We start from the raw sequence: 21,134 nt of genomic DNA, 5'->3' as shown, positions 1-21,134 counted from the left end.
CGGCAGGAGCGAACTTGTTCGCGAGGCGATGTACCTGACACGCCCCGTCGTCTGTCTCGCGAACAAGTTCGCCGCTACCGGACGCTCTACATCTTGATAGGCGAACATTGCTGCCAAAAAAAACGGAGCCCGTAGGCTCCGTTTTTTGATACCACCTGAATATCAGGCCAGTTTCTTGTGGCGTACCCGATGCGGCTGGGCCGCAGCGTCGCCCAGGCGCTTCTTGCGGTCGGCTTCGTACTCGGTGTAGTTGCCTTCGAAGAACACTGCTTGCGAATCATCTTCGTAAGCCAGGATGTGGGTCGCAACCCGGTCCAGGAACCACCGATCGTGAGAGATCACAATGGCGGCGCCAGGGAAGTCCAGCAGTGCTTCTTCAAGCGAACGCAGGGTTTCCACGTCGAGGTCGTTGGACGGTTCGTCGAGCAGCAAGACGTTGCCGCCTTCCTTCAAGGTCAACGCCAGGTGCAAGCGACCACGCTCACCACCGGAGAGGTCCTTGACGAACTTCTGCTGATCACCGCCCTTGAAGTTGAAGCGGCCGACATAAGTGCGTGACGGGATTTCGTAGTTGCCAATACGGATCTGGTCGGAACCGTCGGAGATCTGCTGGAACACAGTCTTGCTGCCATCCAGGTCGTCACGGCTCTGATCAACGCAAGCCAGTTGCACGGTTTCACCGATCTCGATGCTGCCAGAGTCCGGCGTTTCCTTGCCCATCAACATGCGGAACAGGGTCGATTTACCGGCACCGTTACCACCGATGACGCCCACGATTGCGCCTTTAGGCATGGCAAACGACAGGTTGTCGATCAGCACGCGATCGCCGTAACCCTTGCTGACGTTCTTGAATTCGATGACCTTGTCACCCAGGCGTGGACCGGCCGGGATATAGATCTCGTTGGTTTCACTGCGCTTCTGGAATTCCTGCGATTGCATTTCTTCAAAGCGTTGCAGACGAGCCTTGGACTTGGACTGACGTGCCTTGGCACCTTTGCGAACCCATTCCAGCTCTTCTTTCATAGCCTTTTCATGGGCCGACTGCTGCTTGGACTCCTGGGCAAGACGATCGGATTTGGCTTCCAGCCAGCCCGAATAGTTGCCCTCGTAAGGAATGCCAGCGCCGCGGTCGAGTTCCAGGATCCAGCCCGCGACGTTATCCAGGAAGTAACGGTCGTGCGTGATCGCAACCACGGTGCCCGGGAAGTCGTGCAGGAAGTGTTCAAGCCAGGCTACCGAATCGGCATCCAGGTGGTTGGTCGGCTCGTCGAGGAGCAGCATGTCCGGCGCGGACAGCAGCAGGCGGCAGAGGGCTACACGACGTTTTTCACCACCGGAAAGCACTTCAACCTTCGCATCCCACGCTGGCAAACGAAGCGCATCGGCGGCGACTTCCAGTTGGCGGTCCAGATTGTGGCCATCGGAGGCCTGGAGGATGGCTTCCAGCTTCGCCTGCTCGGCAGCCAGCTTGTCGAAGTCAGCATCAGGGTCAGCATATTCTGCATACACTTCATCAAGACGCGCCTGAGCGTTCTTGATCACACTGACCGCTTCCTCAACCACTTCACGCACAGTCTTGGTCGGATCAAGCTGCGGCTCTTGAGGCAGATAACCGATGTTCAGTTCAGGCATCGGACGTGCTTCACCGTCGAACTCGGTGTCGACACCCGCCATGATTTTCAGAAGAGTGGACTTACCCGAACCGTTCAGACCGAGCACGCCGATCTTGGCGCCCGGGAAAAACGACAGGGATATATTTTTGAGAATTTCCCGCTTCGGCGGCACAACTTTGCTCAGCCGATGCATGGTGAAGACGTATTGGGCCATGGGATGAAAACCTGGGTTTATGACTGTTGAATAGGGACGCGAGCTTGGCGCTACGACGCAAAAAAACGTTTTATTTGTCGACGGCACTTGCCGTTGGACGGTTCCACGCCTTGAATTATCTACATCGCAGGATGTGAGGGCCGTGAAACCAGATCAAAGTTTGCAAGCAGTGGAGTCACTCATGCAGAAGTCGGCAGAGGCTGCGCGTTGGGCAAAGCTACCCGAATGCGGGCTTGAGGGCAAACCATCTGAGCCAGCAGGGCTGGCACTTAGCCACAACTCAAGGCATGCTAGCCGCCCTTTGGGCGTCGGCATATAGTTCGCCCGCATTCGCGGCAGCGCAGCCCGATGCTATCGTTTTCAAACAGCCTGTTCAGTTCAGTAGTCAGGATCAATGTTGCCAACATCAACTCCCCCGTCTCAATCGAGCGCCACCAGGAGCGCAGCAGCGGTGCCTTTGCGCGGGTCATTGAAAGGCATGCTGGCAGCGCTGGTGTTGATGATGCTTGCACTGATTCTTTGGCAGTTGATTGATCAGTACCAACAGAACCAGGATCGCCAACGCCATCGCAGTCTCGACTACAGCGTGCAGCTGGCGGACCGCTTGAGCCTGAACATGGAGCTGAGTGCTCAAGTGGCGCTCAATTTGCTGAGCCGCAGCAGCCCACAGGAGCCTCAAAGCCCGGAGCAGAAAATAAAGCTGTTGGACGACTTGCGTCATTCGCTGCCCTCTTTGCGCAGCATTGCGTGGCTGGACGCGAGCGGCAAGGTCACAACAGACAGCCTGGATGCTTCCACCGACGCCTTGTTTCTCAAGCAGACGGTCCAACAAGCCATGGGCCGGCCTTTTTATTACGACAACAGTGAAGACGGCTCGCAGATCTACCTGCTGATCCAGCATCCCGGTAAAAGCAACCAAAGCTATTGGGCACTGCGTTTGAGCCCGGACGTCCTCAAGTCCCTGACGCGTCAGACGCGCCAGGGTTTCCAGCCGCTCTGGCGCCTGGAGAACCGCTCCACTGATCGCCTGTTATTTCGCGACAAAACCATCGAGCATGAACCGCTGGTGAGCAGCATTGGCGAGATCGAGAGCGTGCTGCTTCAACCTCTGACCAATAGTAATTGGCAGCTACGCGGCCAGTTCGACGTCAGCAAGGCGCGTGAACAACTGCTCGGGCCGTTGATCGGCAAATGCGTGATTGGCCTGCTTTGTTCAATCCTGCCGTTATTCGCGCTGTTGAGCCTGCGTCGACGTCAACGTCAGCTCCATGAGAGCAGACGCCGCTATCAGGATATTTTCGAAGGTGCTGGCGTCGCCATCTGCGTGCTGGATATGTCAGACCTGCCCGGCTATCTCGAAACACTGCAAATCGATAACAGCCAGGGACTGAATGAACTGCTCAAGGCCCAGCCCGGGCAACTCAAGGCGCTGCTGCGCAAATTGCGTATTACCGAAGTCAATCAGGTCGCATTGAGCCTGCTCAACGTCAAATCCAACGATCAGGCATGGCAGCACGTTATAGAAGGCGGGCAGCGAAGCCATCAAGGGATTGGCGAGCAACTGATCCACGCGGTGCTGACCCGAAAAAACCAGCTGGAAATCGAAATCCGCCTGACTCGGGATCGCGGTGAAGATCAATACCTGTGGCTGGTGGTGCGCCTGCCTGAAGACCGCGAGGACTTTAATTCCGTCATCCTGAGTATTGGCGACATCACCAGCCGCAAGCGGGTCGAGCTGTCGCAGCAGGAGCGCGAAGGGTTCTGGTCGAATGTGGTGCGCACCGTACCGGACCATCTGTATGTGCAGGATGTGCTCAGCCAGCGGATGATCTACAGCAACCACAATCTTGGCCAGACACTCGGTTACAGCAGGACGGAACTGCTGCGCATGGGCGAGTTTTTCTGGGAGATGCTGCTGCACCCCGATGACGCCGAGCGATATCAGGACATGCGCCTGCGCCAGCGTCACCGCGGTCACAGCGAACTTCTGCAATGCCAGTTGCGCTTCCGTGGCCGTGACAACAAATGGCGGCGTTTCGATATCCGCGAGCAGGCGCTTTCCCGGGATATCGATGATCAGGTCACGCGCATCATCGGCGTCGCCAAGGACATCACCGAACAGCTGGAAGCCAGTGAGTCCCTGCGTGACAGCGAACAGCGCTACCGCATGCTGGCCGAAAGCATCAGCGACGTGATTTTCTCCACCAACAGCAAACTCACGCCCAATTACGTCAGCCCTTCAGTGCAGGGCGTGCTCGGCTACAGTGCCGAATGGATTCTCAAGCACGGCTGGAAATCTACCGTCGCCAACCCGCAGCAACTGACAGGCGTGTACGCGCTGATGGATCGCATCCGCAAAGTACTGAAAAAGCCGGAAGCACTGGCGACCTTGCGCCAAGAGATCCCGACTCAGTTATTCCTGTTCGACTGCCTGCGCGCCGATGGGCGGAAAATCCCTATCGAGCTGCGCCTGGTACTGGTCTGGGACGATCAGGGTACGTTCGAAGGCATCCTTGGCGTGGGACGTGATATCAGCCAGCAGCGTCGGGCTGAAAAGGACCTGCGCATGGCCGCTACCGTATTCGAACACTCGACTTCAGCCATCCTGATTACCGATCCGGCTGGCTACATCGTGCAAACCAACGAGGCGTTCAGCCGGGTCAGCGGTTACACCGCAGCACAGGTGCTCGACCAGCTACCGACTCTGCTGACCGTCGATAACCAGCAGGAAGCGCACTTGCGCTACATCGTCAAACAGCTGAGTCAGCACAGCAGTTGGGAAGGCGAAGTGTGGCTCAAACGTCGCAACGACGAACACTACCCGGCATGGGTCGGCATCACGGCAGTACTGGATGACGAAGGCGATCTGGCCAGTTACGTTTGCTTCTTCACCGATATCAGTGAGCGTAAGGCCAGCGAGCAACGCATTCATCGCCTGGCTTACTACGACGCCCTGACCCACTTGCCAAACCGCTCGCTGTTCCAGGATCGCCTGCACTCAGCGCTGCAGCATGCCGAGCGGCAGAACGCCTGGGTCGTGTTGATGTTCCTCGACCTTGACCGCTTCAAGCCGATCAACGACTCCCTGGGGCACGCGGCCGGTGACCGCATGCTCAAGGAAATGGCCACGCGCCTGCTGGCGTGCGTTGCCGATGACGACACAGTTGCCCGCATGGGCGGCGACGAGTTCACCTTGCTGCTGCAACCGAGTCCGACTCGGGAGCTCGCCCTGAACCGCGCCATTCACGTTGCCGAGCAGATCCTGACCAGCCTGGTCACACCGTTCGTCCTTGAAGGGCGGGAGTTCTTCGTGACCGCCAGTATCGGCATCGCCCTAAGCCCTCAGGACGGTAACGAACTGAGTCAGTTGATGAAGAACGCCGACACCGCGATGTATCACGCGAAGGAAAACGGCAAAAACAACTTCCAGTTCTATCAGGCCGACATGAACGCTTCGGCGCTGGAACGCCTGGAGCTGGAAAGCGACTTGCGCCATGCACTGGAGCAGCAGGAATTCACCCTGTTTTACCAGCCACAGTTCAGCGGCGACGGCAAACGCCTCACGGGTGCCGAAGCCTTGTTGCGCTGGCGTCATCCACGTCGCGGACTGGTCTCGCCAAACGAGTTCATTCCCGTGCTGGAGGAGCTCGGGCTGGTGGTGGAAGTGGGCGACTGGGTGCTCACCGAGGCCTGCAAACAGCTCAAAGCCTGGCACCGGGCCAAGGTGCGCGTGCCCAAGGTCTCGGTCAACATTTCCGCCCGGCAATTCGCTGACGGCCAGTTGGGTAACCGGATCGCCAATATTCTCCAGGAAACCGGGCTGTCCCCTGCCTGCCTTGAACTGGAGTTGACCGAAAGTATTCTGATGCGCGAAGTCGGCGTGGCGATGCAGATTCTCGACGGCCTCAAGCGCCTGGGCCTGAGCATTGCGGTAGATGACTTCGGCACCGGCTATTCGTCGCTGAACTACCTCAAACAGTTCCCCATCGACATCCTCAAGATCGACCGGACCTTCGTCGACGGTCTGCCTTCGGGCGAGCAGGACGCACAGATCGCCCGCGCCATCATCGCCATGGCCCACAGTCTGAACCTGGCGGTCATCGCCGAGGGCGTCGAAACCCACGAGCAGCTCGAGTTTCTGCGCGAGCACGGTTGTGATGAAGTGCAAGGCTACCTCTTCGGCCGCCCGATGCCAGCCAGCATGTTCGAGGCGCAGTACAGCAATGATGCGCTGTTCATGTTTGATTGAGAGGGACAGCTACAAGCTACAAGCTACAAGCTACAAGCTACAAGCTACAAGCAAGGGCAAGGGCAAGGGCAAGGGCAAGGGCAGAACGGCTTTTGCTTGAAGCTTGCAACTTGTAACTTGAAGCTGCTTCTAGACAACATGACTGCGTTTCATATCACTCCAGAAAGCGCTTGGGTTAGAATGCCCCCCTTTTCTGCCCCCGATCCCTGAGGACCGCCATGTTCAGCCGTGATTTGACTCTCGCCAAGTACGACTCCGATCTCTTCGCCGCGATGGAGCAAGAAGCCCTGCGCCAGGAAGAGCACATCGAGCTGATCGCTTCGGAAAACTACACCAGCCCAGCGGTGATGGAAGCTCAGGGTTCGGTCCTGACCAACAAATACGCTGAAGGCTACCCGGGCAAGCGTTACTACGGCGGCTGCGAATACGTCGACGTGGTTGAGCAACTGGCCATCGACCGCGCCAAAGAACTGTTCGGCGCCGATTACGCCAACGTTCAGCCACACGCTGGTTCGCAAGCCAACAGCGCCGTTTATCTGGCTCTGCTGCAAGGCGGCGACACCATTCTGGGCATGAGCCTGGCCCACGGCGGTCACCTGACCCACGGCGCCAGCGTCAGCTCGTCGGGCAAGCTGTACAACGCCGTTCAGTACGGCATCGACGCCAATGGCATGATCGACTACGACGAAGTCGAGCGCCTGGCTGTTGAGCACAAGCCAAAAATGATCGTGGCCGGTTTCTCTGCCTACTCGCAGATTCTCGACTTCCCGCGCTTCCGCGCAATCGCTGACAAGGTTGGCGCTTACCTGTTCGTCGACATGGCCCACGTAGCCGGTCTGGTTGCTGCTGGCGTTTACCCGAACCCGGTGCCTTTCGCTGACGTCGTGACCACCACCACGCACAAGACCCTGCGCGGTCCACGTGGCGGCCTGATCCTGGCTCGCGCCAACGCCGACATCGAGAAGAAGCTGAACTCTGCAGTTTTCCCAGGTGCCCAAGGCGGCCCACTGGAGCACGTGATTGCCGCCAAGGCCGTATGCTTCAAGGAAGCGCTGCAGCCTGAGTTCAAGGCTTATCAGCAACAAGTCGTGAAAAACGCCAAGGCCATGGCCGGTGTATTCATCGAGCGCGGTTTCGACGTGGTTTCCGGCGGTACTGAAAACCACCTGTTCCTGCTCTCGCTGATCAAGCAGGACATCTCCGGTAAAGACGCAGACGCCGCTTTGGGCCGCGCGTTCATCACCGTAAACAAAAACTCCGTACCTAACGACCCACGTTCCCCGTTCGTCACTTCCGGCCTGCGCTTCGGCACACCGGCAGTCACCACTCGTGGCTTCAAGGAAGCAGAGTGCAAAGAGCTGGCAACCTGGATCTGCGACATCCTGGCTGACCTGAACAACGAAGCCGTGATCGACGCAGTCCGTGAAAAAGTAAAAGCCATCTGCGCCAGACTGCCGGTATACGGCGCTTAATCAGCCCCGTTTGCAGCAGTAACAAAAAGCCCCGGTTCGCGAGAGCCGGGGCTTTTTCGTGGACGCCGTATATGATCTGAAACGCAGAACCTGTAGGAGCGCGCTTGCCCGCGATTCGATCTGTCACTCGATGAATATATCGCCTGTGCTGACGCGATCGCGGGCAAGCGCGCTCCTACAGGTCACAGTTTGCCTGGCGACAGCATGGTGTCAGGGACAAACGGCGATCTCCTACAAATATCTACTCGGAAACCTTGGCAAACCCCGCCCGGATCTTTTCTTCTGGCAGTTCATCAGCGATAAAAACGATCACGCTTTCGCGCTTTTCGCCCTCCTCCCATTCGGTATCCCAGTCGAAGCCATAGAGCTTCAGTACGCCCTGAAACACCATACGCCTGGGCTCGCCCGCTATGTTCAGCACGCCTTTGTAGCGCAACAACTGCGAGCCGTGCTCTTCGAGCAGTTCGTTCATGAACTCGCTGAGCCTGTCGATATCCAGTGGCGCGTCACTGCGCAGCACCAGGCTGCTGATCCGGTCCAGTGAATGGCCAGCAGGCGCAACGGGCCGCAAGCTCATGCCACCGCCCAGGTCGGCATTGAGGTTGAACCCCCGGACATCCAGCAACTCTGCCAGATCAATCTGGCCGTGCTCCACGACACGGATCGGTGCGCGGCGGTTAATGCGGGTTAAACGATCGCTGAGGGCGTCGAAAGCAGCGTCGTCGACCAGATCACGTTTGCTCACCAGCAGACGGTCGGCGAAACCAATCTGTGCCTGAGCGATGGTCTGCGCCAGATGCGTGTCGGCGTTGGCCGCGTCCACCAGCGTGATAATGCCATCGAGGATGTAGCGCTCGCGCAGCTCTTCGTCGATGAAGAAGGTCTGTGCGACAGGCGCAGGATCAGCCAGGCCGGTGCATTCGATCACCAGACGGTCGAAGGCGATTTCGCCGCTGTCCAGACGCTCCAGCAGCAAGAACAAGGCCTTGGTCAGGTCGGTGTGGATGGTGCAGCAGACGCAGCCGTTGGACAGGGTCATGACTTGCACGGGCTCGGCGCCCAGCAACTGAGTGTCGATTCCGGCATCACTGAATTCGTTTTCGATCACAGCGATCTTCAGGCCGTGCTCGGTCTTGAGCAAATGACGCAGCAACGTCGTCTTGCCCGCGCCGAGAAAGCCGCTGAGGACAGTGACGGGAATAGGTTGCAGGGTGGTCATGGGTGCTCCTGTATTTACCAAACAACACAAAACAACTGTGGGAGCGGTGCTTGCCCGCGATAAGGCTGGATGCGATTCACTTTAGATCGCGTTCAACCTTATCGCGGACAAGCCTCGCTCCCACAGGATTCAACAAATGACTAACCGCGCCTGCTGATCAACAGCACTTCGGCCCACCCTTGCCGCCGTAACGGGCTTCCTGGCGTTCCCGGAAGAACGTTTCGTAGTCCATCATCGGCTTATCAGGGTGTTTGACCTGCATATGCGCGACGTAATTGTCATAGTCAGGCATGCCCACCATCAGGCGCGCTGCCTGACCGAGGTATTTCCCGAGGCGACTCAGGTCGTTGAACATGGGCAGATCCTCTTGTCTTTCAAACGTTGGTCGGAGTCGTCAACGCCTGGAAAGGCGCTTCCTTGTCCGTACGCTCTTTGTTGCCCCATGCCGCGACGCCGACTTTCAGCGCGTAGAACAGGATGCTGAACACCACGAACAGGAACAGAATCGTCAGTGTCGCGTTGGTGTAAGCGTTGAAGATCACGTGCTGCATCTGATCCATGGTCTTGGCTGGAGCCAGAATCTGACCCGCATCAGCCGCAGTGCTGTATTTCTTGGCCAAGGCCAGGAAACCCACTGCAGGGTTGCTATCGAACAGCTTGATGAAGCCAGCTGTTACGGTGCAGATCAGCAGCCAGGTCGCTGGCAGCATGGTGACCCAGATGTAACGTTGGCGCTTCATTTTGATCAGGACAACGGTTGCCAACATCAGCGCGATACCTGCCAGCATCTGGTTAGAGATACCGAACAGAGGCCACAAGGTGTTGATGCCGCCCAGTGGATCGATAACTCCCTGATACAGCAAGTACCCCCACAGCGCCACGCAACCACCGGTGCCGATGGCGTTGGCCGTCCAGGACTCGGTGCGTTTCAGGGCAGGAACGAAGCTGCCCAACAGGTCTTGCAGCATGAAGCGACCGGCACGTGTACCAGCGTCAACCGCCGTCAGAATGAAAAGGGCTTCGAACAGAATTGCGAAGTGGTACCAGAACGCCATGGTGCTGGCACCTGGCAAGGCCTGGTGCAGAATCTGCGCAATGCCCACCGCGAGGGTCGGTGCACCACCGGCTCTGGCCAGGACTGTGTTCTCGCCAATGTCCTTCGCCACTGCTGTCAGTTGCTCAGGCGTAATCGCAAAGCCCCAACTGCTGACCGTCTGGGCCACAGTCACCACATCACCGCCCACAATTGCCGCCGGGCTGTTCATGGCAAAGTAGATGCCAGGCTCGATGACCGAAGCCGCAACCATCGCCATGATCGCCACGAAGGACTCCATGAGCATGCCGCCGTAGCCGATATAACGGGCGTTGGTTTCGTTATCCAGCAGCTTAGGCGTAGTGCCGGAAGAGATCAGCGCGTGGAAGCCCGATACCGCACCGCACGCAATGGTGATGAACAGGAACGGGAACAGCGTCCCTTTCCAGACTGGACCAGTACCATCGGTGAACTGGGTCAGCGCAGGCATTTTCAGCTCAGGTGCGAGAATCAGAATGCCGATGGCCAAGGCAACGATGGTGCCGATTTTCAGGAAGGTCGACAGGTAGTCACGCGGTGCCAGCAGCAGCCAGACCGGCAGCATGGCCGCGACAAAACCGTAGCCCACCAGCATCCAGGTAATCTGCACACCGGTGAAGGTGAACATCGGCGCCCATTCAGGACTGGCAGCAACCATGCCGCCGACCCAGATCGAGAGCAGCAACAGCACCACACCGATCACCGAGATTTCGCCGATGCGACCCGGGCGGATGTAGCGCATGTAAATGCCCATGAACATCGCCGTCGGGATGGTCGCCAGCACGGTGAACATGCCCCACGGGCTTTCAGCCAGGGCCTTGACCACAATGAGCGCCAGCACCGCAAGGATGATGATCATGATCAGGAAGCAGCCGAACAGCGCGATAGTGCCGGGGATGCGGCCCATTTCTTCACGCACCATGTCGCCCAGCGAGCGACCGTTACGGCGTGTGGACAGGAACAGGATCATGAAATCCTGCACCGCACCGGCCAACACTACACCGGCGATCAGCCAGAGCGTGCCGGGCAGGTAGCCCATTTGTGCGGCGAGCACCGGCCCGACCAGAGGTCCGGCGCCAGCAATCGCAGCGAAGTGGTGACCGAAAAGAATGTGTTTGTTGGTTGGCACATAGTCCAGACCATCATTGTTGACCACGGCTGGAGTTGCCCGCAGCGGGTCGAGTTGCATGACGTGCCGGGCAATGAACAGACTGTAATAACGATAGGCAACCAGGTAGATGGCGACCGCAGCGACCACGATCCACAAGGCGTTGATTGCTTCCCCGCGGCGCAAGGCCACGACCCCCAGAGCACATGCTCCGATAATTGCAACGATTAGCCAGGGCACATGGCGCATGAGGCTATTATTATTTTTCATTTTTTATATTCCAGCAGATGACTGAAAGACCAGCTACGCGAGTTTAGCTGCGCCGTCGCGAAAGGCCACCCCAACCAAGGTCTAGAGCGTAAAAGAAACGATTCACTTAAAAAACGCCATTGAACCTGATCACAAGACGCGGCTCGAAAGGCGGACGAAGTGTAAATCCGGGTATGAAAGCTATCGGGAAAGCAGGATCAGGACTATCGTCGTTACAGGCGACGCCTCGACAGGCGTTTAACCGCTGACAGCACGTCACACGATTCCAAGAGAAGTGATTCGATGACCGACTCCAACGATGACCGCCGACGCTTTAAACGCATCGCCTTCGATGCGAAAACCCAACTGAGCCAGGGTGACCGAAACTGGCAGGTTCAACTCGTAGACCTCTCCCTCAAAGGCATGCTCATAGAGCGCCCCGAACCCTGGCACGCCGATACCGAACAGGCATTCAACGCCGATATCAAATTGAGCAATGAAGTGCATGTGCAAATGGACGTGAGACTGGCCCACGATGAAAACGGGCAGCTGGGGTTCGTCTGTGAGCACATTACGCTCGACTCAATTAGCCACCTGCGACGACTGATCGAACTGAACCTGGCTGATCATGATGAGCTGGAGCGTGAGTTGGCGGCGCTGATTGAGGTTTAAGGATCTGCATGGTTTTTAACTGTAGGAGCGCGCTTGCCCGCGATTACGGTATTTCAGGCGCAGCTGTTTATCGGATGTACTGGCCTCATCGCGGGCAAGCGCGCTCCTACACGGCCTCTCGAACGTTATTCAAACAACGCATCCAGTGCCTGTTCCAGACGTGTCACTGCAATGATCTGTAATCCCGGCGGGGCTTCTTTTGGCGCGTTGCCTTTCGGTACGATCGCCCGCTTGAAGCCGTGCTTGGCGGCTTCCTTGAGACGCTCCTGACCACTCGGCACCGGACGCACCTCGCCGGACAGCCCTACTTCACCGAACACCAGCAAATCATGAGGCAATGGACGATTGCGTAAACTGGACATGACCGCCGCCATCAGCGCCAGATCAGACGCCGTTTCCAGAACTTTGACGCCGCCCACTACGTTGAGGAAAACATCCTGATCGTGAGTAGGAATGCCGCCATGCCGGTGCAAGACCGCCAGTAGCATCGCCAGACGATTCTGGTCCAGGCCCAATGTCACGCGACGGGGATTGGACATATGGCTGTCATCTACCAGCGCTTGAACCTCCACCAGCATCGGACGCGTACCTTCCCAGGTCGCCATCACCACACTGCCCGGCACTTCTTCCTGAGCCCGGGTCAGAAAAATCGCCGACGGGTTCGAGACTTCTTTCAGCCCCTTGTCCGTCATACCGAATACGCCCAACTCGTTGACCGCACCGAAGCGGTTCTTCACCGCACGCAGCAAGCGCAAACGGCCATCGGATTCGCCTTCGAAATACAGAACCGTGTCCACCATATGCTCAAGCACTCGCGGGCCCGCCAATGCGCCCTCTTTGGTGACATGGCCTACCAGGAAGATCGCCGTGCCGCTCTGTTTGGCATAACGCACCAACAAGGCCGCACTTTCACGCACTTGCGAGACGCCGCCCGGAGCAGACTGCAGTTGCTCAGTGAAAATCGTCTGGATCGAGTCGATCACCATGACCTTGGGCTTTTCGACCTTGGCGGTGGCAATGATGTTTTCGATGCAGGTTTCGGTCATGACCTGCAGCTTGTCCTGCGGCAGTCCGAGTCGACGGGCGCGCATCGCGACCTGCTGCTGGGATTCCTCACCCGTCACATACAGCGCTGGCATACGCTCGGCAATGTTGCACAGGGTTTGCAGCAGGATCGTGGACTTGCCGATTCCGGGATCACCGCCGATCAGCACCACGGAGCCATCGACCAGACCGCCACCCAATACCCGGTCCAGTTCGGCCGAATTGGTGGAGAACCTCGGGATCTCCTCGACACTGACCTCGGCCAGCGTACGGATCTGGGTCTGCTGACCGGTCCAGCCGGAACGCCCGCTCGGAGGCGCAGCGCTGCCGCTTTCCAGTACGGTTTCCACCAGTGTGTTCCAGGCGCCGCATTCGCTGCACTGCCCGGCCCACTTGGGAAAAGTCGCGCCACACTCAGTGCAGCCATACAAGCGTTTGGCCTTGGCCATGACAACCCCATCGGTAAAAGTTGGCAATCATAACGCAGCTGTCACCAGGGCGTCGGTAAGCCTGCTGCACTCCCTTTCTGAGAAACTTCATAAAACTTCGTCAGAAAAGCCCGGTCGATTGCAGGGTGCCCAGCGCAACCCGTGCAGCTGACTTACACTGCACTGGACAATCTCATCAGTTACAAGGAATGACCCATGAGCGTACTAAGCGAGTTCAAAGCCTTTGCCGTCAAAGGTAACGTGGTCGATATGGCCGTCGGTATCATCATTGGTGCGGCATTCGGCAAGATCGTTTCGTCGTTCGTCGGCGATGTCATCATGCCGCCTCTCGGGCTGCTGATCGGCGGTGTGGACTTCAGTGACCTCGCCGTTATCCTCAGACCTGCAGAAGGCGCGGCCCCTGCGGTAGTGCTGGCTTACGGCAAATTCATCCAGACGATTATCGACTTCATCATTGTCGCCTTCGCAATTTTCATGGGCGTGAAAGCGATCAATCGCCTGAAGCGCGAAGAAGCCAAGGCGCCAACCCTGCCGCCGACTCCAACCAAGCAGGAACTGCTGCTGGGTGAAATCCGTGACCTGTTGAAGGAACAGCATCAGCCGTCGGCACCGATTACCGTGGATCCGAAACATCCGGTTTGAGGAATTAGACTGCGGACTCTACGAATGGATTCAGGGCACCTTTGAGAGCGAATTCATTCGCGAAGAGGCCGGTGCGTCTGGCACTGATTCAGTGTCTGGAATACCGCTTTCGCGAATGAATTCGCTCCCACGGAAACTACTGTGAATCCGAAGCTTCCGGGTTTACAGGCAGTTTCCAATAAAGTACCAGTACAAATCCTGCGATTGGGACGAGGCACCTGTGGGAGCGAATTCATTCGCGAAGAGGCCGGTGCGTCTGGCACTGATTCAGTGTCTGGAATACCGCTTTCGCGAATGAATTCGCTCCCACGGAAACTACTGCGAATCCAAAGCTTCCGGGTTTAAAGGTAGTTTCCAACAAACGTACCAGTACAAATCCTGCGATTGGAACGCGACACCTGTGGGAGCGAATTCACTCGCGAAGAGGCCGGTGCGTCTGGCGCTGATCCAGTGCCTAAAATACCGCTTTTGCGAATGAATTCGCTCCCACGGAAACTGCTGTGAATCCGAAACTTCCGGGTTTACAGGTAGTTTCCAACAAAGTACCAGTACAAATCCTGCGATTGGGACGAGGCACCTGTGGGAGCGAATTCACTCGCGAAGAGGCCGGTGTGTCTGGCGCTGATCCAGTGCCTGGAATACCGCTTTCGCGAATGAATTCGCTCCCACGGAAACTACTGTGAATCCGAAGCTTCCGGGTTTACAGGCAGTTTCCAATAAAGTACCAGTACAAATCCTGCGATTGGGACGAGGCACCTGTGGGAGCGAATTCATTCGCGAAGAGGGCGGTGCGTCTGGCGCTGATCCAGCGTCTGGAATACCGCTTTCGCGAATGAATTCGCTCCCACGGAAACTACTGTGAATCCGAAGCTTCCGGGTTTACAGGCAGTTTCCAACAAAGTATCAGTACAAATTCTGCGATTGGAACGCGACACCTGTGGGAGCGAATTCATTCGCGAAGAGGCCGGTGCGTCTGGCACTGATTCAGTGTCTCGAATAGCGCTTTCGCGAATGAATTCGCTCCCACGTAAACTACTGTGAATCCGAAGCTTCCGGGTTTACAGGCAGTTTCCAATAAAGTACCAGTACAAATCCTGCGATTGGAACGAGGCACCTGTGGGAGCGAATTCATTCGCGAAGAGGGCGGTGCGTCTGCCGCTGATCCAGCGTCTGGAATACCGCTTTCGCGAATGAATTCGCTCCCACGGAAACTACTGCGAATCCAAAGCTTCCGGGTTTAAAGGTAGTTTCCAACAAACGTACCAGTACAAATCCTGCGATTGGGACGAGGCACCTGTGGGAGCGAATTCATTCGCGAAGAGGCCGGTGCGTCTGGCACTGACTCAGTGTATGGAATACCGCTTTCGCGAATGAATTCGCTCCCACTGGAAATTTCGACTCTTACCAGTAATTCTCAACAACTACCTGACCCGGCCGACGCGTCAGGTTCAGGTTCATGTCGCGCGCTTTGAGCAACGCCCGAGTGTCTTCGATCATTTGCGGGTTGCCGCAGATCATGACCCGCGAGTGCTCGGGGGTTAACGGCAAACCTGCCGCGGCCTCCAGCTCACCACTTTCAATCAGCTGTGTAATCCGGCCGTTCAACGCGCCGGGGACCTGTTCGCGTGTCACAACCGGGACATAGATAAACTTGTCGGCGTAATCAGCGAGGTACTCACGCTCGGTCAGCCCGGCAATCAGCGGCTGATACGCCAATTCCTTCTCCTCACGGGCGCTGTACACCAGAACGATACGTTCGAATTTTTCCCACACCTCGAAATCCTGAAGAATCGACAGGAACGGCGCAACACCTGTGCCTGTGGATAACAGCCAGAGGTCACGGCCGTCAGTAAATCTGTCCACCGTCAGATAACCCGTCGCCAGCTTTTCGATGAACAGCGTGTCACCTTCACGCAATCGACTCAGCTCACTGGTGAACTCGCCACCCGGCACGACAATGGAGAAGAACTCCAGAAATTCGTCATGAGGTGAGGACGCCATTGAATACGCACGCCAGACGACGCTTCCATCCGCTTTGGCGACCCCCAGACGGGCGAATTGCCCCGCCGTAAAGCGAAAGCCCGGATCGCGAGTAGTGCGCAGCGTGAACAGGCTCGGGGTCAATGGCGTCACATTGAGCAGCGTCTGGCGGGTGTATTTTTCTTCACTGGCGGTCATGGTCGATCCTGACTCCTGCACGTAAACGGAGGTGCCCAGTGTCCCGCAAAGTGCAGCGGATAAACACCGCTGGTTTGTAGTGACATCCCCATCCTGAAAAATGTAGAGGCTCGCAAGTAATACGAAGCAGCCCGGTTCAAACAAACCTGTTTAGATCATTTGTCTCTTGAACGTATAGCTACATTGGCCAGTGAAATGACACAGACCCTTCTGCGTCCGGCCCTGCAACCCATCAGTCATTCTTTAACTTGCCCCTGGGATAAAACGCCAGCACTCCACCGGTCTGCGCGGTCGCTGCACCAGGTTTAAGCGCGGGGATTTTTCCTACACTGAGGAACATGAACAACGGACATGAGCTGGATCGACAGGGAGGCAAAAATGGGGACCCGATCTTTAGAAGCGCTGCACAGTTACGGCGTGATGCGACTGACGGCCAGAGAAGTCGAGATACTGAAATGGACGGCTGAAGGAAAAACCGCGGGGGACATCGCTATCATTCTGAGCATGAAGGAGCGCACGGTTCACTTTCACGTCGCGAATGCGGTGCAAAAAATGGGCGTTTGCAACAAGACAGCAGCAGTGGTCCAGGCGGCACTCAGCGGAATATTCTAACTAATGACGCAAGGACAGGTACCCCGTGACAAAAAGCACGTAAAATCACCTGCCTTGACCAGCCCACCGTTTCACGGGCCTCGGTGACCAATCGTCGATTGTCAGAGTTTTCCCGCCCATGCCGTTGCTTGATACCCCGCTCGCCCAGCTTGACCTCATCCGCCAACCGGAACAGCAAGACGAACCACTGCAGGCGTTCGACGCTGCCGATGAATACCTGCTCAACTATGTAGCGGAGCATGGGCTGACGCTGCAAAGCAAAGTGCTGGTGCTCAACGACAGCTTCGGCGCGCTGGCAGCCAGCCTTGCCCGGCATGCGGCCGTCACCAGCAGCACCGACTCCTGGCTCGCGGCCCATGGCTTGCAGAAAAACCTTGTACGCAACGGCATGGCCTATGACGCGGTTACTTTGGTGCCCGCCAGTGAAACAGCACCAGGCCCGTTCGACTGGGTGTTGATCCGTGTGCCGAAAACCCTCGCGCTGCTGGAAGAACAATTGATTCGCCTGCAAGGCCAACTGGCTCCCGGCGCTCGTGTCGTCGCTGCCGCGATGATCAAGCACTTGCCTCGCTCAGCTGGCGAGTTGCTGGAAGAATACGTCGGTCCGGTCAGCGCTTCTCTTGGAGTGAAAAAAGCCAGACTGCTGTTCGCGACGCCGCAACCCAAAAAGAACGCTCCGTCGCCCTACCCGACCCGCTACAAACTGGACGAACCGGCTATTGAACTGGTGAATCACGCCAACGTGTTCTGCCGTGAAGGCCTGGATATCGGCACTCGCGCGTTCCTGCCACATCTGCCAAAGAATCTGGGCAGCGCACGGGTTGCTGACCTTGGCTGTGGCAACGGTGTATTGGCGATTGCCAGTGCCTTGGAGAACCCTCAAGCGCACTACACGCTGGTGGATGAGTCGTACATGGCGGTGCAGTCAGCGGAGCAGAACTGGCGTACGGCATTGGGCGAACGTGAAGTGATCTTGCGTGCCGATGACGGCCTGGCAGGGCAAGAGCCAGACTCCCTTGATGTGGTGCTGTGCAATCCGCCGTTTCACCAACAACAAGTCGTCGGTGACTTTCTGGCCTGGCGCATGTTCCAGCAAGCCCGTGCCGCCCTGGTACCGGGGGGCGCGTTGTACGTGGTGGGCAATCGTCACCTGGGTTATCACACCAAACTGGCGCGCCTGTTTCGTGGTGTTGAGCAAGTGGCGGCTACACCGAAGTTTGTGATTCTCAAGGCGCGTAAGTAACAACTTCGCCCAAACGACGACCCTGTAGGAGCTGCCGAAGGCTGCGAAAGCGTTTTGTCCGATACACCGCAATTCGCAGCCTTCGGCAGCTCCTACAGGATCGCTATCGGCATGGCAAAAAAAACCCTCCAGTGGAGGGTTATAAAACCGCGTCGATGGGACGCAGGATGGGATTTTGAATCAGTGGGTCGTCAGACCCGCAGCGTTCATGAACAGTCGCAATATGCTTGCGACGATGAACAGTGCAAATACGCTCGCAGCCCAGATACCGACCAGCCACGCCAGACGTTGCCACAGTGGCTTCTTCAGGGCCGGGTCTTGCTCTTCATGAAAAGATTCTTTGCCAGACATCGCCAGTCTCTCCTCTATCGATAGCCCCAACGCCGAGCGTTGGGGCGGTCATCTGCTAGTGGTAACCGTCTTCGTGGGTCACCTTGCCGCGGAACACGTAGTAGCTCCAGAAGGTGTAAACCAGAATCAACGGGATGATGAACAGCGTACCCACCAGCATGAAGCCCTGGCTTTGCGGTGGCGATGATGCATCCCAGATCGACACCGACGGCGGGATGATGTTCGGCCACAGGCTGATACCCAGACCGCTGTAGCCGAGGAAAATCAGCAGCAGCGTCAGCAGGAATGGCGTGTAGTTAGCGTTGCGCGCCACAGCCTTGAACAGGCCATACATGGTGACTAGCACCAGAACCGGAACCGGCAGGAACCAGAACAGATTCGGCAAAGTGAACCAGCGGTTGGCAATGTCAGGGTGCGCCAGCGGCGTCCAGATACTTACAACACCAATCACTACCAGCAAGGCGGTAGCCAACGGACGTGCCAGGTTGTGCATGGCTTTCTGCAAGGCGCCTTCGGTCTTCATGATCAGCCAGGTACAACCCAGCAGCGCATAAGCAACGATTAGCGCCAGACCGCAGAACACGGTGAACGGCGAGAACCAGTCCAGATCACCGCCCGCGAACTGACGATTGACCACCGGAATACCGTCGATGAACGCACCCAGTGCTACACCCTGAAAGAACGTTGCGGTCAGCGAGCCGCCGATGAAGGCTTTGTCCCACAGGTGACGTTTTTCATCGGTTGCCTTGAAGCGAAACTCGAAAGCGACACCGCGGAAAATCAGGCCGATGAGCATCAGGATCAGCGGCAGGTAGAGCGCTGACAACACTACCGAATAAGCCAGCGGGAATGCACCGAACAACCCGGCGCCCCCCAATACCAGCCAGGTTTCGTTGCCGTCCCAGACCGGTGCAACAGTGTTCATCATGACGTCGCGGTCGGTCTTGTCCTTCATGAACGGGAAGAGAATCCCGATGCCGAGGTCGAAGCCGTCCATCACTACATACATCATGACGCCGAAGATGATGATGATTGCCCAGATGAGTGGAAGATCAATACCCATGACTCAGTTCCCCTTGCCCAGACTGTCGAGATTGTCGCCATCTTCCGCGCCTTCAACAGCTGCGGAGAGTGGACGGGCGGGTGTGCGGTTCTGACCTGGGCCGCCTTCAGGGACATGCTCGACGTAGGCTTTAGGACCTTTGCGCACCAGACGCATCATGTAGCCAAGACCGGCACCGAACAGTACGAAGTAGACCACCACGAACATCACCAGCGTGATGCTCATCTGCATGACACTGTGCCCGGACGACGCATCAGAAGTACGCATCAGGCCGTAAACGACCCAAGGCTGACGGCCGATTTCAGTGGTGAACCAGCCTGCCAGGATCGCGATCAGGCCGGATGGCCCCATCCACAAAGCCAGATACAGGAACGCGCGGGAGTTATAAAGCGTGCCGCGCTTGCGCAGCCAGAGGCTCCACAAACCGGTGAAAATCATCAGGAAACCGAGACCGACCATGACCCGGAACGACCAGAACACGATGGTCGAATTAGGACGGTCTTCCGGTTTGAATTCCTTGAGAGCCGGTACTTGCTTGTCCAGGCTGTGAGTCAGGATCAGGCTGCCCAGGTACGGAATTTCAACCGCGTACTTGGTGCGCTCTTCCTTCATATCGGGCAAGCCAAACAGGATCAACGGCGTCGGCTCGTCACCGACGTTTTCCCAGTGACCTTCAATGGCTGCGATCTTCGCCGGTTGATGCTCAAGGGTGTTCAAGCCGTGGAAGTCGCCGACCACCGCCTGCACAGGAGCAACGATCAAGGCCATCCACATTGCCATGGAGAGCATTTTGCGGATTTGTGGGGTATCCCGGCCGCGCAACAGATGCCATGCAGCAGACGAGCCGACGAAGAATGCCGTCGCTACGAATGCCGCAATGGACATGTGCAGCAGGCGATACGGGAAGGACGGGTTGAACACCACTGCGAACCAGTCAGTCGGGATCACCCGGCCGTCGATGATTTCGTAACCTTGCGGGGTCTGCATCCAGCTATTGGAGGACAGAATCCAGAACGTCGAGATCAGGGTGCCGATGGCGACCATGACCGTAGAGAAGAAGTGCAGGTTGCGCCCAACGCGGTTCCAGCCGAACAGCATCACGCCCAGAAAGCCGGCTTCGAGGAAGAAGGCTGTGAGCACTTCGTACGTCAAAAGCGGCCCGGTGACGGCCCCGGCAAAGTCGGAGAAGCGGCTCCAGTTGGTACCAAACTGATACGCCATGACCAGACCGGACACCACGCCCATGCCGAAGTTGACGGCAAAGATCTTCGACCAGAAATGGTAAAGGTCTCGGTAGACGTTGTTGTGGGTCTTGAGCCACAGGCCTTCCAGCACCGCCAGGTAACTTGCCAGACCGATGGTGATGGCAGGGAACAGGATGTGGAACGAGATGGTAAACGCGAACTGAATTCGGGCGAGCTCAATTGCATCCAAACCGAACATTGGGTTTTCCTCTATCAGGTGATACGGCTGGTGACTCGAGGTCAGCAGCCACTGCCCCCCACTGGTAAGGAGCGCGGCAGGTTGAAAACGTTCTGGGTGGAGGAAGAAAAAAGGCTCAGCCCTTTCCATCGGCCCATTGCGCAACCTTGAAGTCCGTCAAGCCGCCTGCCGTTTCTTTTGCCTTGTGGGCATTGACGCAGATCAACTGACTGTCAAAGAGTAGTCCCATTTCAACCTCTCG

Annotated in this window: 15 protein-coding genes; 6 read left to right on the top strand and 9 right to left on the bottom strand. The window is 57.3% G+C overall.

Features of this window, described 5'->3' with window-relative positions; genetic code table 11:
• Positions 1-162 precede the first annotated feature (162 nt).
• Positions 163-1,827 (bottom strand): energy-dependent translational throttle protein EttA, encoded by a 1,665-nt coding sequence (gene ettA / locus K3169_RS04425; RefSeq protein ID WP_027901840.1) that lies wholly within the window; start codon positions 1,825-1,827, stop codon positions 163-165.
• Between the two features lie 397 nt (positions 1,828-2,224).
• On the opposite strand from ettA, the gene K3169_RS04420 reads away from it, so the two are divergent.
• Entirely contained in the window at positions 2,225-6,076 is a 3,852-nt protein-coding gene (locus K3169_RS04420) for an EAL domain-containing protein (RefSeq protein ID WP_263270173.1), read from the top strand.
• Positions 6,077-6,294: 218 nt separating this feature from the next.
• A complete protein-coding gene (gene glyA / locus K3169_RS04415; RefSeq protein ID WP_099271024.1) occupies positions 6,295-7,548 on the top strand; it encodes a serine hydroxymethyltransferase in 1,254 nt (417 codons plus the stop codon).
• A gap of 241 nt (positions 7,549-7,789) precedes the next feature.
• Here the strand turns inward: glyA and yjiA are convergent, their stop codons facing one another.
• The 3 genes from yjiA to K3169_RS04400 all read right to left on the bottom strand — a co-directional run bounded on the left by yjiA (position 7,790) and on the right by K3169_RS04400 (position 11,217).
• Positions 7,790-8,767: a GTPase gene (gene yjiA, locus K3169_RS04410; RefSeq protein ID WP_263270170.1), complete on the bottom strand. Its 978-nt coding sequence runs from the start codon at positions 8,765-8,767 to the stop codon at positions 7,790-7,792.
• Positions 8,768-8,924: 157 nt separating this feature from the next.
• Complete coding sequence (locus tag K3169_RS04405) at positions 8,925-9,122, bottom strand: YbdD/YjiX family protein (RefSeq protein WP_027902281.1); 198 nt, start codon at positions 9,120-9,122, stop codon at positions 8,925-8,927.
• A 19-nt stretch (positions 9,123-9,141) separates the two neighbouring features.
• On the bottom strand, positions 9,142-11,217 hold the full coding sequence (locus tag K3169_RS04400) for a carbon starvation CstA family protein (RefSeq protein ID WP_027902282.1): 2,076 nt from the start codon (positions 11,215-11,217) through the stop codon (positions 9,142-9,144).
• A gap of 282 nt (positions 11,218-11,499) precedes the next feature.
• On the opposite strand from K3169_RS04400, the gene K3169_RS04395 reads away from it, so the two are divergent.
• Positions 11,500-11,868 (top strand): PilZ domain-containing protein, encoded by a 369-nt coding sequence (locus tag K3169_RS04395; RefSeq protein WP_027902283.1) that lies wholly within the window; start codon positions 11,500-11,502, stop codon positions 11,866-11,868.
• 125 nt (positions 11,869-11,993) lie between these two features.
• On the opposite strand, the gene radA is transcribed toward K3169_RS04395, so the two are convergent.
• Positions 11,994-13,361 carry a DNA repair protein RadA gene (gene radA / locus K3169_RS04390; protein ID WP_087272641.1) on the bottom strand — a complete coding sequence of 456 codons (1,368 nt, stop codon included), beginning with the start codon at positions 13,359-13,361 and terminating at the stop codon, positions 11,994-11,996.
• Positions 13,362-13,556: 195 nt separating this feature from the next.
• Here radA and mscL point away from each other — a divergent pair, with 195 nt between their 5' ends.
• The gene (gene mscL / locus K3169_RS04385) at positions 13,557-14,003 is read left to right on the top strand and encodes a large-conductance mechanosensitive channel protein MscL (RefSeq protein WP_027902285.1); all 447 of its coding nucleotides are present in this window, start codon (positions 13,557-13,559) and stop codon (positions 14,001-14,003) included.
• Positions 14,004-15,404: 1,401 nt separating this feature from the next.
• On the opposite strand, the gene K3169_RS04380 is transcribed toward mscL, so the two are convergent.
• Positions 15,405-16,181 carry a ferredoxin--NADP reductase gene (locus K3169_RS04380; RefSeq protein WP_263270166.1) on the bottom strand — a complete coding sequence of 259 codons (777 nt, stop codon included), beginning with the start codon at positions 16,179-16,181 and terminating at the stop codon, positions 15,405-15,407.
• A 378-nt stretch (positions 16,182-16,559) separates the two neighbouring features.
• Here K3169_RS04380 and K3169_RS04375 point away from each other — a divergent pair, with 378 nt between their 5' ends.
• Entirely contained in the window at positions 16,560-16,793 is a 234-nt protein-coding gene (locus K3169_RS04375) for a LuxR C-terminal-related transcriptional regulator (protein ID WP_080238318.1), read from the top strand.
• A gap of 118 nt (positions 16,794-16,911) precedes the next feature.
• The gene (locus K3169_RS04370) at positions 16,912-18,036 is read left to right on the top strand and encodes a methyltransferase (RefSeq protein WP_231678201.1); all 1,125 of its coding nucleotides are present in this window, start codon (positions 16,912-16,914) and stop codon (positions 18,034-18,036) included.
• A gap of 180 nt (positions 18,037-18,216) precedes the next feature.
• On the opposite strand, the gene K3169_RS04365 is transcribed toward K3169_RS04370, so the two are convergent.
• Genes K3169_RS04365 through K3169_RS04355 form a run of 3 tightly spaced genes read right to left on the bottom strand, consistent with a single transcriptional unit; the run spans position 18,217 to position 20,893 of the window.
• Complete coding sequence (locus K3169_RS04365) at positions 18,217-18,387, bottom strand: DUF2474 domain-containing protein (protein WP_099270064.1); 171 nt, start codon at positions 18,385-18,387, stop codon at positions 18,217-18,219.
• 55 nt (positions 18,388-18,442) lie between these two features.
• Complete coding sequence (cydB, locus tag K3169_RS04360; RefSeq protein WP_027902290.1) at positions 18,443-19,450, bottom strand: cytochrome d ubiquinol oxidase subunit II; 1,008 nt, start codon at positions 19,448-19,450, stop codon at positions 18,443-18,445.
• A 3-nt stretch (positions 19,451-19,453) separates the two neighbouring features.
• The gene (locus tag K3169_RS04355; RefSeq protein WP_027902291.1) at positions 19,454-20,893 is read right to left on the bottom strand and encodes a cytochrome ubiquinol oxidase subunit I; all 1,440 of its coding nucleotides are present in this window, start codon (positions 20,891-20,893) and stop codon (positions 19,454-19,456) included.
• Positions 20,894-21,134 lie beyond the last annotated feature (241 nt).

It is taken from the genome of Pseudomonas phytophila (assembly GCF_025643095.1).
GTDB classification, from domain to species: Bacteria; Pseudomonadota; Gammaproteobacteria; order Pseudomonadales; family Pseudomonadaceae; genus Aquipseudomonas; species Aquipseudomonas quasicaspiana.
Note: the sequence above shows the minus strand (reverse complement) of the source record. Positions and strands in the feature narration are given on the sequence as shown.

Bases quoted from the DNA above. Each gene is read 5' to 3' on its own strand.
- ettA (WP_027901840.1), bottom strand. From the start codon at position 1,827: ATGGCCCAATACGTCTTCACCATGCATCGGCTGAGCAAAGTTGTGCCG.
- glyA (WP_099271024.1), top strand. From the start codon at position 6,295: ATGTTCAGCCGTGATTTGACTCTCGCCAAGTACGACTCCGATCTCTTC.
- yjiA (WP_263270170.1), bottom strand. From the start codon at position 8,767: ATGACCACCCTGCAACCTATTCCCGTCACTGTCCTCAGCGGCTTTCTC.
- K3169_RS04405 (WP_027902281.1), bottom strand. From the start codon at position 9,122: ATGTTCAACGACCTGAGTCGCCTCGGGAAATACCTCGGTCAGGCAGCG.
- K3169_RS04400 (WP_027902282.1), bottom strand. From the start codon at position 11,217: ATGAAAAATAATAATAGCCTCATGCGCCATGTGCCCTGGCTAATCGTT.
- K3169_RS04395 (WP_027902283.1), top strand. From the start codon at position 11,500: ATGACCGACTCCAACGATGACCGCCGACGCTTTAAACGCATCGCCTTC.
- radA (WP_087272641.1), bottom strand. From the start codon at position 13,361: ATGGCCAAGGCCAAACGCTTGTATGGCTGCACTGAGTGTGGCGCGACT.
- mscL (WP_027902285.1), top strand. From the start codon at position 13,557: ATGAGCGTACTAAGCGAGTTCAAAGCCTTTGCCGTCAAAGGTAACGTG.
- K3169_RS04380 (WP_263270166.1), bottom strand. From the start codon at position 16,181: ATGACCGCCAGTGAAGAAAAATACACCCGCCAGACGCTGCTCAATGTG.
- K3169_RS04375 (WP_080238318.1), top strand. From the start codon at position 16,560: ATGGGGACCCGATCTTTAGAAGCGCTGCACAGTTACGGCGTGATGCGA.
- K3169_RS04370 (WP_231678201.1), top strand. From the start codon at position 16,912: ATGCCGTTGCTTGATACCCCGCTCGCCCAGCTTGACCTCATCCGCCAA.
- K3169_RS04365 (WP_099270064.1), bottom strand. From the start codon at position 18,387: ATGTCTGGCAAAGAATCTTTTCATGAAGAGCAAGACCCGGCCCTGAAG.
- cydB (WP_027902290.1), bottom strand. From the start codon at position 19,450: ATGGGTATTGATCTTCCACTCATCTGGGCAATCATCATCATCTTCGGC.
- K3169_RS04355 (WP_027902291.1), bottom strand. From the start codon at position 20,893: ATGTTCGGTTTGGATGCAATTGAGCTCGCCCGAATTCAGTTCGCGTTT.